Source organism: Blastococcus sp. CT_GayMR20 (assembly GCF_004570345.1).
The window spans coordinates 1-12054 of sequence record NZ_SPQM01000140.1 but is presented as its reverse complement, the minus strand read 5'-3'; the positions used below and the strand labels follow the sequence as shown (position 1 = coordinate 12054).

Below are 12054 nucleotides of genomic sequence, written 5' to 3'. Positions count from 1 at the left end.
AGTCGAGCAGCCCCGTGCGGGGGTCGGTGCCGTAGGAGGACTGCTCGAACATCTTGCCGCTGATGTTCGGGCGGAAGCCGTGGGTCAGGTGGCCGCCGGCGTCCAGGGACATGCCGAGCATCCGCTGGTCGCCCAGCGCGTGGCGCAGCGTGCGCCAGTCGTCGTCGGTGAGGTCGTTGACGTGCTTCGCCCCGGCCTTCTGGAGCGCCGGCAGCTCCACCCGCTGGGCGAGGACGGCCCAGAAGGCGACGAGGTTGGCGTCGATGCCCGAGTGCGGCTGCACGTAGGCGTGGGGGGCGCCGAACAGCTCGCGGGCGTGCTCGGCGGCCAGCGCCTCCACGGTGTCGACGTTCTGGCAGCCGGCGTAGAAGCGGTGGCCGACGGTGCCCTCGGCGTACTTGTCGCTGAACCAGTTGCCCATCGTCAGCAGCACGGCGGGGCTGGCGTAGTTCTCGCTCGCGATCAGCTTCAGCGAGGCCCGCTGGTCGGCCAGCTCCGCCCCGATCGCCTCGGCCACGCGCGGCTCGACCGCGCCGATGACCTGCAGGGCGTTGCGGTAGGCGGCCGACGCGGCAGCGGCGTCGAAGCGGTGGGTGGGCACTGATCCGGTCATGTGGGGCTCCTGCGCGAGACGTCGGGAAGGTGCCCAGGCGCACGGCGGGAGTCCGGCAGGCCGCTCCCCGGTGGTCGTCCACCTCGATGCGCCAGTCACGGCCCCGCGGACAGGTTAGCGGGCAGGGGTCACCGTGTCCCGCGGCACCGACCGGACGTCGGACAGGCCGCACAGCGCCATCGTGTGGGCGAGCTGCGCGCCGAGCCCGTCGAGCACCGCAGCCACCCCGGCTGAGCCGCCCGTCGCGAGGCCCCAGATCGCCGGACGGCCCACGAACACCGCGGTCGCACCCAGGGCCAGGGCGGTGAGGACGTGCCAGCCGGCCCGGATGCCCCCGTCGACGTAGACCTCCGCCTCGTCGCCGACGGCGTCGACGACCTCGGGGAGCGCCTGCGCGCTGGCGACGACGGGATCGGCCTGCCGGCCGCCGTGCGTGGACACCCACACCGCGGCGGCGCCGGCCCGCACGCAGCGGGCCGCGTCGTCCCCGCGCAGCACGCCCTTCACCACGACCGGCAGCCCGGACAGCTCGGCGAAGCGGCCTACGTCGTCGAAGGTCCACGGCGGGTGCGCGGCCGTCGCCGCAGCGGCGTCGGCGGGGTGGTTGGGGAGCGGGAGGTCGGCCGGCAGGGCGAAGTCGTTGGTCAGGTCGCGAAGGCGCCGGCCCAGCACCGGCAGGTCGACGGTGAGGACGAGCGCGCGGTAGCCCGCCTCCCCGGCGCGGCGGGCGAGGTCGTCGGTGTGCGCGGGGGAGTGCAGGCGGTAGAGCTGGAACCATCTCGGGAACGAGGGCTCGGCCGCGGCGACGTCCTCCAGCGACGTGCTGGCCGACGTCGACACGGTCATCAGGGCCCCGGCCGCCGCGGCACCGCGGGCTGTCGCGCGTTCGGCGTTCGGGTGCGCCATCGCCTGGTGGGCCCACGGGGCGATCCCGATGGGCGTCGCGACCTCCGTGCCGAGCAGCGAGGCGCGCAGGTCCACCCCGATCGTTCCGCGCAGCACCTTCGGGCGCAGCCGCCAGGCACCCCACGCGGCGGTGGCCTCGCCGAGGGTGATCTCGCTGCCGGCGCCGCCGGCGTAGTAGTCGGCCACGTCGCGGGGGAGCGCGGCCAGCGCCTCCGCCTCGACCGCGGCCAGGTCCAGCTCCCCCGGCTGCCCGTCCGGGCCGGCGCCCCGTCGTCGCTGCCCCAGCGGGCCGCTGCCCAGCGGAGCGGGACCGGGCGGGGGAGGACCGCCGTCGTCGGGAGCCATAGGCTGGCACCCTATGGACACGCTCACTCCCACGGAGGTGGCCCAGATCCTGGGGACCTCGCCCAACCGGGTCCGCCAGCTCCTCCGCGACCGCAAGCTCATGGCCGTGCCCGGGAGCGGCAACGGCAAGATCCCTGCCGACTTCCTCCAGGACGGCGCGGTCCTCAAGCACCTCCCCGGGCTCCTGACCGTGCTCAAGGACGGCGGGTTCAGCGACGAGGAGGCCTTCGGCTGGCTCTTCCGCGACGACGACTCGTTGCCGGGCACCCCGGTCCAGGCGCTGCGCGACGACCGGCACACCGAGGTCACCCGCCGGGCGCAGGCGCTCGCGCTCTGACGGTGCGCATCCAGCCGGACCGCCCGGCCGGAAGGTGATCGCGTGGGCTCCCTGACCTATCTCGCGCTGCTCGCCGGCTGCCTCCTGGTGACCGCCCCGCTGGAGCTGGTCCTGCGCGTCCGGGTCTACGCCCGGTGGCGCCGGCTCCTGCTCGCGGTGCTCCCGGAGTTCGTCGTCTTCGTCGCCTGGGTGCTGTACGCGATCGCGCAGGGGCACTGGCAGTACGACGGCGACCTGACCCTCGGCCTACGGCTGCCCGGCGGCATCCCGGTCGAGGAGGTGCTGTTCTTCCTCGTCGTCCCGCTCTGCTCGGTGCTGGCGCTCGAGGCGGTGCGCACGGTGACCGGCTGGGACGCCGGCTATCCCGCCGAGGAGGCCGACGCGTGAGCTACTCGGCGCTGGCGGTGCTCGCGGTGGTGGGCGTCCTCGTCGTCGACCTGGCCGTGTACCGCACGCGGATGGTGACGCGCCCCGTGTTCTGGGCGGCCTACGCGATCATCGTCGTCTTCCAGCTGCTGATGAACGGCGTGCTCACCGGCCTGGGCGTCGTCACCTACGACCCCGGCGCGATCTGGGGCCCGCGGATCGCCTACGCGCCGGTGGAGGACCTGCTCTTCGGCTTCGCCATGGTGACGCTCACCCTGGCCAGCTGGGCCGCGGTCAACCGCCGGGCGAACACCGCCAGGCGCCGCGGCTTGGACACCGACACCCGCCCGTCGAGCACGCGGTAGTCCGCCAGCTCGATCTCGCGCAGGATCCCGCCGTAGAGGTCGGTCGCGGCGCGGACGCAGTCGCGCGACTCCGGCGCCAGCAGCGGCGTGCCGGGAGCGGCGTCGTCGTAGCGGCGACGGACGACGGCGACCATGTCCCGCATCAGCGCGGCGAACCTCGCGTCGTGCCGCTTCTCGGCCAGCTGCTCGCGGGTGACCCCGTACGCGGCCATCGCGTCGGCGGGCAGGTAGACCCGGCCGCGGTCGACGTCCTCGGCGACGTCGCGCAGGAAGTTGGTCAGCTGGAACGCCTCGCCCAGCGCGATCGCGTGCGGCGCCGCCTCCTCGCGCGCCACGCCGGGGACCGTGCCGAGGACGGGCAGCACCTGCAGGCCGATCACCGACGCCGAGCCCCACATGTACCGGTCGAGGGCGGCCATGTCCGGATAGGAGTCGACGTCGAGGTCGCTGCTCATCGCGGCCAGGAAGTCGACGAGGTGCTCGACCGGGATGTCGTAGCGGCGGTAGGTGTGCACGAGGGCGAGGCGAACCGGGTCGTCGGACCAGCCCGTCTCCAGCTCGGCGAGGGCCGCCCGCGACCAGTCGGCCAGGTCACCCGCGGGGTCCTCGCCCGGGAGGTCGACGAGGTCGTCGGCGGTGCGGGCGGCGGCGTAGAGGGCGTGCACGGCGGGACGGCGATCCGGCGTCAGCAGCCGGGTGGCCAGGTGGTAGCTCTTGCCGTGCCGCGCGGCGATGGCCGCGCAGTGCCGGTACGCGGCGTCGAGCTGCTCCTGCCGGCCCGCGACCGTCGTCATCGCGGGACCGGCCCGGTGATGCGCTCGGCGGCGAGCCGCCCGCTGAGCAGGACCATCGGCACACCCACACCCGGCTGCACCGACGACCCCGCGAGGACGACGTTCTCCGGACCCCGGCGCGGGAGCGTGGAGGGGCGGAACGGCCCCGTCTGCCCGAACGTGTGCGCCAGCGCGAACGGCGTGCCGGCCGCCATGCCCTGGGCCGCCCAGTCCAGCGGCGTGGCCATCTCCTCGACCTCGATCGCACCGGTCAGGCCGGTCCAGCCGCGGTCCTCCAGGGTGCCCAGGACCTCGTCGCGGTAGCGGGGACCCAGCGTCGTCCAGTCGAGGTCCGGATTGCCGCCGCTGCGCCGGTCCAGATTGGGCGTGGGGGCGACGATGCTCAACACCTGGCAGCGTCGCCCGTCCACGGGATCCGGCACCAGGCTTCGGTCGGTGTGCGACGGCATGCTGACCAGCAGGCTCGGGTCGGTCATCGGCCGCCCGTCGCGGGTGAGCTCGTCGAACACGCCCTCCCACGCCGCGCCGAAGCTGATCGTGTGGTGCTCCTGCCCGGGCAGCTCGTCGCGGACGCCGAGGTGGAGGGCGACGCAGGACGGCGAGTACACCGGGCGCCGCGGGCCGCGCAGTCCCGGCACCATCCTCCACGGCTGGTCGGTGGTGACGACGACGGCGTCCGCGGGCAGCCGCTCGCCGCCGTCGATCCGGACTGCCGAGACCCGCCGTCCCGACGTCTCGAGCTCCTCGACGGTCGTGCCGTACCGGAAGCGAACCCCGGCGTCGACCGCCGCGGCGGCCAGCGCGCGGGGCACGGCGGCGATGCCGCCGACCGGGTGCCAGACGCCGGCGCCGATGTCGAGCTGGGCGATGACGGCGTAGGCGGCGACCGCCCGGTACGGCGAGACCCCCGCGTAGAGCGCCTGGAAGCTGAAGAGACGGCGCAGCCGGTCGTCGGCGAAGAACTTCCCGACGTGGCTGGACAACCGGCCGAACCCGCCGTGACGGGCGAGCGCGACCAGCTCGGGACCCAGCAGGTCCAGCGGTGAGTCGAGGTTGCGGTCGATGAACGTGCCCAGCTGCAGCCGGTACAGCACCGCGAGGTCGGCCAGGTAGCGGCGCACTGCGTCGGCCTCCGCCGCGCCGCAGAGCTGCGCGACCTCGGTGGCGAAGGCGTCGGGGTCCGCGTGCACGTCCAGGTGCGAGCCGTCGGCGAACTGCGCCCGGTAGGTCGTCTCCAGCGGGAGCAGCGTCAGTCGCTCCTCGAGCTTCTCGCCGACCGCGGCGAGGGTGTCGGCCACGATCTCCGGCCCGGTGAACACCGAGGGCCCGGTGTCCAGCGCATAGCCGTCGCGCTCGATCCGCCCGGCGCGGCCCCCGGGTCCGGGACCGCGCTCGACCACGGTGACCTCGCGGCCGGCGCCGCGCAGGTGCAGCGCGGTGGCGAGCCCGGCCAGGCCGGCGCCGACGACGACGACGCGGTCGGTGCGGCCGGGAACGGTGCGCACGTCAGGCGGTGCGGGTGGTGGCCGCGACGGCGAGGGCGTCCAGGGCGGCGCGGGCGTCGTCGCCGATGGGAGCCGCCGCGATGGCGGTGCGGGCGAGGGCGGTGCGTTCGGCGATCCGCTCCTCGACGCGGGCCAGGGCGCCGGTCGACTCCAGGAGCCCGCGCAGGGCGTCGAACTGCTCGGGGCTGCAGTCGGCGTTGCCGAGGCAGTCGTCCAGCAGCCGGCGCCCGGCCGCGTCGGCCTCCTGCGCGGCGAGTGCGATGAGCAGCGTCTGCTTGCCCTCGCGCAGGTCGTCGTCGGCGGACTTGCCGGTGACCGCCGGGTCGCCGAACACCCCGAGGACGTCGTCACGCAGCTGGAACGCCTCGCCCAGCGGCAGTCCGATCGAGGTGCAGGCGTCGACGATCTCGGGACCGGCGCCGGCGATCGCCGCGCCCAGCTGCAGCGGCCGCTGGACGGTGTATCCGGCGCTCTTGTAGCGGGCGACCTTCAGGGCGCCGTCCGGGCCGGGCAGGCCGCCCGCGGCGCGCAGCAGGTCGAGGTACTGGCCGGCGGTGACCTCGGTCCGCATCGTGTCCCAGACACCCCGCGCACGGCTGAGTGCCTGGGCCGAGATGCCCGAGCGGCGGAGGAGCTCGTCGGACCAGACCAGGGCCAGGTCGCCGACCAGGATCGCCGCACCCGTGCCGAACAGTTCGCGGTCGCCGCTGAGCGACTCGTCGTTGTGCCGGGCGGCGAAGCCGATGTGGGTGGCGGGCCGGCCGCGGCGGGTGGCGGCGCCGTCCATCACGTCGTCGTGGACGAGCGCGCTGGCGTGCACGAACTCCAGGGCGGCGACGGCGCGCAGGACGGCCGCCTCGTTCTCGGCGGGCTCCGGGGTGGTCGCGCGGGCACCGCGCCAACCCCAGTAGGCGAAGGCCGGGCGCAGCCGCTTGCCGCCCTCGGCGAGCGCGCAGACCTCGTCCACGACGGGAGCGAGGCTGGGGTCCATGGCGGCGAGCGTCGCCCGCTGCCGGTCCAGGAAGCCGGTGAGGGCGTCGGTCACCGCGGCGCGCAGCCGGTCCAGCTCCGCCGCGGCCAGCGGCGCGGCAGGGGGACGGGCGGCGGGTCCACGCTGCTGCGTCCCGGCGGTCACTGACTCAGTATTGCCCAACCCGGCGGGGCGCGATCGCGCCAGCAGGGCAGGTCCCGGGCTCCGGCTCATCGTCTCTCCACGCTGCTCGCACCTGTCGACGGGGCGTCCTCCAGCGACGTCCCCGGCTTGCCCCCGTTCTTCTGTGCCGCGTCCGCTCCCGGATGCGGGCGCGGAAAGAAAATCTCCGCTGCGCGGGGACAGGGGTGCCCCGGGCCACACGTACCCTGGATGTCCGTGAACGCGACCGTGCGCGAACTCCTCGCCACCGACCAGCCGACGTGGTCGTTCGAGTTCTTCCCGACGAAGACGCCCCAGGGCGAGGCGCAGCTGTGGATGGCGCTGCGGGAGCTGGAGCGGCTGCAGCCCTCCTTCGTCTCCGTGACGTACGGGGCCGGTGGATCGACGCGCGAGGGCACCCTCGCGGTGACCGAGCGGATCGCCCACGAGACGACGATGACGCCGCTGGCCCACCTGACCGCGGTCGACCACAGCGTGGCCGAACTCCGGCACGTGGTGAGCCGCCTCGCGGCCGCCGGGGTCCGCAACATGCTCGCGCTGCGCGGCGATCCTCCGGGCGCCGACCCGCAGGCGGAGTGGGTTCCCCACCCGGAGGGCCTGGAGTTCGCCTCGGAACTGGTCGAGCTGATCAAGACGATGGGCGACTTCTGCGTCGGCGTGGCGGCCTTCCCGGAACGGCACCCGCGGTCACCGGACTTCGAGACCGACGTCGAGATGTTCGTGAACAAGTGCCGGTCCGGCGCGGACTTCGCCATCACCCAGATGTTCTTCCGCGCCGAGGACTACCTCCGGCTGCGTGATCGCGTCGCCGAGCACGGCTGCGACGTGCCGATCCTCGCCGGCGTCATGCCGGTGACCAACGCCCGGCAGATCACCCGGATCGTGGAGCTGTCGGGCCAGGCGTTCCCGACCGAGCTGGCCGACCGCTTCGCCGAACTCGACGGGGAGACGCCGGAGGCCAAGGCGGCCGTCCACGCCTACGGGGTCGAGGTCGCCACCGAGCTCTGCCGGACGCTGCTGGACGAGGGCGTCCCGGGCATCCACTTCATCACCATGAACCGGTCCACGGCCACGCGTGAGGTCCACGCGAACCTCGCGCAGCTGCCCGCTACGTCCTGACCGGGCCGTTCTCCAGCACCGCGGCCGCCTGGGCCGCGGCCCGCCGCAGCCCCTCGCGCTCGGCGAGGTAGCCGCCGGCCACGCCGACGACCGGCAGGTTGGACAGCAGACGGTGCCGGCGCTTGCCCTTGGGTCGGTTGTCGAGGGCGTCGTCGATCCGTCCGAGCAGGCCGGCCACCCGCCAGAGGGTTCGGATGTTGCCCCACACCCCACCGCGCTCCTCGCGGGCGCCGAGCGCCTCCTCGCGATAGGTCCCCTTCGCCTTCTGGAGCAGCGGCTCCACCTGCTCGGGGGTGAGGTCGCGGCGCAGCAGCACCCGCGTGAGCAGGGAGATCCGCTCGGCGGGGTCCTTCACCCCGTGCTCGCCGGCGACCCCGAGGACGACGACCGACTGGACAGCCGTGCCCACGGTGTTCTGCAGCGGGAGCAGGTCGGCCAGCTTGCCGGCGAAGCGCGGCGCCGCCGACACGCCGGCCACGACCCGGGACACCTGGTCGGCCCACCACTCGACGCGCTCCGCCGCCGGCAGCGCCGGTGGCCGGCCGAGCCGACGCACGAGGGGGGCGGTCAGCCGGTCGACCCGGCGGAGGACGTCGACGACGACGGCGTCACTGATCGGTGCCATGCCCGTTTCCTGCCCGCGCGCGGCAAGATCAACACACGGTGGCGGGGCCGCTAGCGTCCACCTGTGATCGCAGCCGCCGCCGTCGCCGTGTCCGTGCTGCTCGCGGGGCTGGCGGTCTTCCAGGTCGCGCTCGTCGCGGGCGCGCCCCTGGGCCGCTTCGCCTGGGGCGGGCAGGCCGACGTGCTGCCGACCGCACTGCGCATCGGGAGCGTGGTGTCCGTCGTGCTGTACGGCGTCATCGCCTGGGTCGTCTGGCGGGCGGTGGGCCGGCCCGGCGACGGCTGGATCTGGGTGGTCACGGCGTACTTCGCCCTGGGCGTCGTGCTGAACGCCATCTCCCGGAGCCGTCCGGAACGGCTGGTCATGACCCCGGTGGTGCTGGTGCTGGCCGGTCTCTGCCTGCTGATCGCGCTCGGACAGGACGCCGCGAGCTGAGCTCAGCCGCCGAGGCGGGTGCAGTCGTCCGGGCCGAACGGCACGGGATCGTCCGACATCAGCTCGGCCACGACCATCGCGGGCACCGGGTCGACGTAGGGCAGGTCCTCGTGCGTCACGCGCGCGTCGGGGCACACGGACTGCACGGTCATGTTGAGCGCGCCCTCGAGCCGGGCCGAGTCGGGTGGGGTGACCGTCTCGTCCTGGGTCGTCCAGATCGAGACGAAGCTGACGCCCGCCGGCACCTCGGCCTCGGCGTTCAGCCGGGTGATCACGTCGCTGTCGGTCGCCATCTGGCGGCAGGCGAGGGTGCAGGAGGGATCGTCGATCGCCGTTCCGTAGTCGGCGGTCGTGCTCCCGTGGTGAGGGGAGCCGAGGGTCACGACCCGGCGGGCGACGGCCGCGCCGCCCTCGGCGAGCCAGAGCCGCGTGACGATGCCGCCGGCGGAGTAGCCGACGACGTCGACGCTGTCCTCACCGGTCCGGGCCAGCGCATCGTCGACAGCCTCGCCGAGTACGTCCGCGGAGGCGGTGAGATCGCCGGTGTTGCGGTCGGGGAAGTCCACCACGGTGGCGTCACGACCTTCGTCGATCAGCCGGTCGGCGAGGTCCTGGAGCGCGTCGGGACCACCTCCGTAGCCCGGGACGAGGACCACCGGGCCCGGGCGCTTGTCGGGGGCCGCCTCGACAGCCGGTGCCTCCGCCGAACGTGAGACGAGGACGACGACGAGCACGGTGACCGCGACGACGGCCAGGGCCACGACGACGAGGAGCAGACGTCGGCGGGCGGGAGCGAGACCGGCGAGCATGGCTCCACTGTCCCTGGTGTCGCCCGGCGCGTCATCGGCTGGTGGACTGGCGCCATGGCGGAGGAGGTGATGCTGAGCCGGGAGGAGTACCTGGCCGCGTGGTCCCGTTGGCACGGAGGCACCGGCACGGAGAGCCGGCTGGTGCGTGGGTGGCTCTCGGCCGCGTACGCGCTGGCCCGCCCGCTGGCGGGCCTGCCACCGGTCGCCGCGACCGCCCTGGGGCTGGGCGTCGCCGCGCTCGCGGTGTGGCCGGCCGCCGCCGGTGGGTTCTGGCTCATCGGCGCGGGCGTCCTGGTGGGGCTGTCCGGACTGCTGGACTCGCTCGACGGCGCCCTGGCGATCGGGACCGGTCGCGCCTCGCGCCGTGGCTTCGTCCTCGACTCCGTCGTCGACCGGCTCAGCGAGGTCGCGTACGCCGGAGCGCTCTGGGTCGCCGGCGCCCCCGGCTGGCTGGCCGTCGGCTTCGGTGCGCTCTGCTGGCTGCCCGACTACCTGCGCGCCCGAGCCGGGCAGGCCGGGGTCTCCGAGACGGGGGCGATCTCGGTCTGGGAGCGGCCCACGCGGGTGGCGATGACCGGTATGACGCTGGTCGGCGCCGGGGTGGTCAGCGGGCTGGGGGAGGCGGACCTGGTCGTGACGGCCGGGACGGCGGTCGGCCTGCTGCTGGGGGCGGTCGGCATGGCGCAGCTGGGTGTGTCGATGCGCCGGATGCTGGGCGACTGACGGATGCGATTGGGCACCGCGGCGGCCGCTTCCTTAGGCTGTCGGGCGCGCTCTGCTCCGCACAGCGCGCCCGATCTCGTGCGGCCGTTCCGCCGGACCAGCGTTGAAGGAGCGACCCGTGCCCGTCGTCGTCACCGGCTCCATCGCCACCGACCATCTGATGACCTTCCCGGGGAAGTTCACCGAGCAGTTCGTCGAGGGGCAGATGGAGAACGTCTCCCTCTCCTTCCTCGTCGACGACCTCGTGCAGCACCGGGGTGGGGCGGGCGCGAACATGGCGTTCGGTCTCGGGCTGCTCGGCCTGCAGCCGGTGCTCGTCGGCGCGGTCGGCAACGACTTCGCCGAGTACGAGTCGTGGCTGACCCGCCACGGCGTCGACACCGCCAGCGTGCACTGGTCGGAGCTGAAGCACACCGCCCGGTTCGTGTGCACCACCGACGCCTCGAACAACCAGATCGCGTCGTTCTACTCGGGCGCGATGTCCGAGGCAGGGACCATCGAGCTCGGCCCGGTGGCCGCCCGCGTCGGCGAGCCCGACCTCGTGGTGGTCGGTCCCAACGACCCGACGGCGATGGTGCGGCACACCGAGGAGTGCCGGCAGCGCGGTTTCCGCTTCGCGGCCGACCCCAGCCAGCAGCTGGCCTGGGCCGACGGCGAGATGATCCGCGGCCTGGTCGACGGCGCCGACCTGCTGTTCACCAACGAGTACGAGTCGCACCTGCTCCAGCAGAAGACCGGCTGGGACTCCGACGAGGTGCTCGGCCGCGTCGGCACCTGGATCACCACCCGCGCCGCCGAAGGCGTCCTGGTCCGCCAGGCCGGCGCCGAGCCGATCTCGGTCATCGCCGTCCCGGAGACCAAACCGGTCGAGCCGACCGGTGGCGGTGACGCCCTCCGTGCGGGTTTCATCGCCGGGCGCATGTGGGGTCTCGGCCTGGAGCGCGCCACCCAGCTCGGCTCCGCCGTCGCCACGGCCGCCGTCGAGGTCATCGGCACGCAGGAGTACGACCTGCCGAAGGACAGCTTCCTCGCCCGCTTCGCCGACGCGTTCGGCGATGACGCCGCCCGCGAGGTCGCCGACCACTTCCCGGCCTAGGTCACTCCCCGCGCAGCTGCTCCCCGATCGAGGGGTCGTCGGTCCACTGCGTGTAGGGGATCCGCGCGATCTCCTTGACCTGGCCGATCGTGGACCACTCGTTGCCGCCGAGACGGGCCAGCGGGCGCAGCGCCTCGATGCGGGGGCGGCCGTCCCGGACGGCGCTGGCCCACGCGGTGATGGCCAGCACCCGACCGAAGACGACCGTGCTGTCGCCGAGCCTGACGGTGGAGTGCAGCGTGCACTCGACGGAGACCGGCGACTCCGCCACCCGGGGCACGCCGACCCGCTCGCTCGGCTCCAGTCGCACCCCGACGTGGTGGGCCTCGCTCTCCCCGGCGGGGAAGTTGGTGCCGGTGGCGTTGATCTGCTCGAACAGGGCCTCCGGCGTGAGGCTCACGGTGAACTCACCGGTCGCCTCGACGTTGCGCAGCGAGTCCTTGCGGCCGACCGAGGTGAACTGGACGACGGGTGGGTCCACGCAGGCCACCGTGTAGAAGGAGTGCGGCGCGAGATTGACCACGCCCTCGGCCGAGCGGCTGCAGACCCAGGCGATCGGCCGGGGGACGACCACCGAGTTGAGCACGCGGTAGAACGCGCGCGCCTCCATGTCGGCGGGGTCGAAGAGCACGCGTTCGGCGGGGCTGGTCACCGGCCCATCGTCACAGCCTCCGTCCGCGCCAGCTCAGGGTGCCCTGCCGCTGCCCGACGACGGAGCGGACCATCAGCACGTCGAACACGACGACCGACACCGGGTGCGCCAGCGCATCGGGCCAGATCCGGCTGCCGGTCGCCGCGGCCACCACCGCGCGGCCGGCGGCGCCGGCCAGCCAGCCGACGAGCCCGGCACGGGAGCCCCGCAG

Annotated in this window: 13 protein-coding genes, 3 pseudogenes and 1 riboswitch; of the genes and pseudogenes, 7 read left to right on the top strand and 9 right to left on the bottom strand. The window is 74.1% G+C overall.

What is annotated here, in order from left to right:
• Positions 1–613, bottom strand: a pseudogene (locus E4P40_RS22505) (glycine hydroxymethyltransferase); the annotation flags it as partial.
• 24 nt (positions 614–637) lie between these two features.
• Positions 638–722: riboswitch (ZMP/ZTP riboswitch) on the bottom strand.
• A 5-nt stretch (positions 723–727) separates the two neighbouring features.
• A complete protein-coding gene (locus E4P40_RS22500; protein WP_135160629.1) occupies positions 728–1864 on the bottom strand; it encodes an alpha-hydroxy acid oxidase in 1137 nt (378 codons plus the stop codon).
• Positions 1865–1877: 13 nt separating this feature from the next.
• On the opposite strand from E4P40_RS22500, the gene E4P40_RS22495 reads away from it, so the two are divergent.
• From E4P40_RS22495 to E4P40_RS29115, 3 genes and pseudogenes are all read left to right on the top strand, one after another.
• Complete coding sequence (locus E4P40_RS22495; protein WP_135160628.1) at positions 1878–2201, top strand: Rv2175c family DNA-binding protein; 324 nt, start codon at positions 1878–1880, stop codon at positions 2199–2201.
• A gap of 42 nt (positions 2202–2243) precedes the next feature.
• Positions 2244–2588, top strand: coding sequence for a lycopene cyclase domain-containing protein (locus E4P40_RS22490; protein ID WP_135160627.1), 345 nt, complete (start codon positions 2244–2246; stop codon positions 2586–2588).
• Positions 2585–2794 (top strand): annotated as a pseudogene (locus E4P40_RS29115) (lycopene cyclase domain-containing protein); the annotation flags it as partial. The gene E4P40_RS22490 and the pseudogene E4P40_RS29115, both read left to right, overlap by 4 nt.
• Here the strand turns inward: E4P40_RS29115 and E4P40_RS22480 are convergent.
• Genes E4P40_RS22480 through E4P40_RS22470 form a run of 3 tightly spaced genes read right to left on the bottom strand, consistent with a single transcriptional unit; the run spans position 2791 to position 6366 of the window.
• Positions 2791–3726, bottom strand: coding sequence for a phytoene/squalene synthase family protein (locus tag E4P40_RS22480; RefSeq protein WP_209305468.1), 936 nt, complete (start codon positions 3724–3726; stop codon positions 2791–2793). The pseudogene E4P40_RS29115 and the gene E4P40_RS22480 overlap by 4 nt on opposite strands.
• Positions 3723–5231, bottom strand: coding sequence for a phytoene desaturase family protein (crtI, locus tag E4P40_RS22475; protein WP_135160625.1), 1509 nt, complete (start codon positions 5229–5231; stop codon positions 3723–3725). Before crtI ends, E4P40_RS22480 begins: the two co-directional genes overlap by 4 nt.
• 1 nt (position 5232) lies before the next feature.
• Entirely contained in the window at positions 5233–6366 is a 1134-nt protein-coding gene (locus E4P40_RS22470; RefSeq protein ID WP_245160515.1) for a polyprenyl synthetase family protein, read from the bottom strand.
• Positions 6367–6600: 234 nt separating this feature from the next.
• Between E4P40_RS22470 and metF the strand changes: the two genes are divergently transcribed.
• Positions 6601–7503 (top strand): methylenetetrahydrofolate reductase [NAD(P)H], encoded by a 903-nt coding sequence (gene metF, locus E4P40_RS22465; protein ID WP_209305467.1) that lies wholly within the window; start codon positions 6601–6603, stop codon positions 7501–7503.
• Here metF and E4P40_RS22460 read toward each other — a convergent pair.
• Positions 7493–8128 (bottom strand): hypothetical protein, encoded by a 636-nt coding sequence (locus E4P40_RS22460; protein WP_135160622.1) that lies wholly within the window; start codon positions 8126–8128, stop codon positions 7493–7495. The genes metF and E4P40_RS22460 overlap by 11 nt on opposite strands.
• 63 nt (positions 8129–8191) lie before the next feature.
• On the opposite strand from E4P40_RS22460, the gene E4P40_RS22455 reads away from it, so the two are divergent.
• A complete protein-coding gene (locus E4P40_RS22455; protein ID WP_135160621.1) occupies positions 8192–8563 on the top strand; it encodes a hypothetical protein in 372 nt (123 codons plus the stop codon).
• 2 nt (positions 8564–8565) lie between these two features.
• On the opposite strand, the gene E4P40_RS22450 is transcribed toward E4P40_RS22455, so the two are convergent.
• Positions 8566–9372, bottom strand: coding sequence for a lipase (locus tag E4P40_RS22450; RefSeq protein WP_135160620.1), 807 nt, complete (start codon positions 9370–9372; stop codon positions 8566–8568).
• 54 nt (positions 9373–9426) lie between these two features.
• Between E4P40_RS22450 and E4P40_RS22445 the strand changes: the two genes are divergently transcribed.
• Positions 9427–10095, top strand: a complete 669-nt coding sequence (locus tag E4P40_RS22445; RefSeq protein ID WP_245160514.1) for a CDP-alcohol phosphatidyltransferase family protein — start codon at positions 9427–9429, stop codon at positions 10093–10095.
• Between the two features lie 118 nt (positions 10096–10213).
• The gene (locus E4P40_RS22440) at positions 10214–11191 is read left to right on the top strand and encodes a carbohydrate kinase family protein (protein ID WP_135160619.1); all 978 of its coding nucleotides are present in this window, start codon (positions 10214–10216) and stop codon (positions 11189–11191) included.
• Between the two features lies 1 nt (position 11192).
• Here E4P40_RS22440 and E4P40_RS22435 read toward each other — a convergent pair whose 3' ends face one another.
• The gene (locus E4P40_RS22435; RefSeq protein WP_209305466.1) at positions 11193–11843 is read right to left on the bottom strand and encodes a flavin reductase family protein; all 651 of its coding nucleotides are present in this window, start codon (positions 11841–11843) and stop codon (positions 11193–11195) included.
• A 10-nt stretch (positions 11844–11853) separates the two neighbouring features.
• A pseudogene (locus tag E4P40_RS22430) lies at positions 11854–12054 on the bottom strand (glycosyl transferase); the annotation flags it as partial.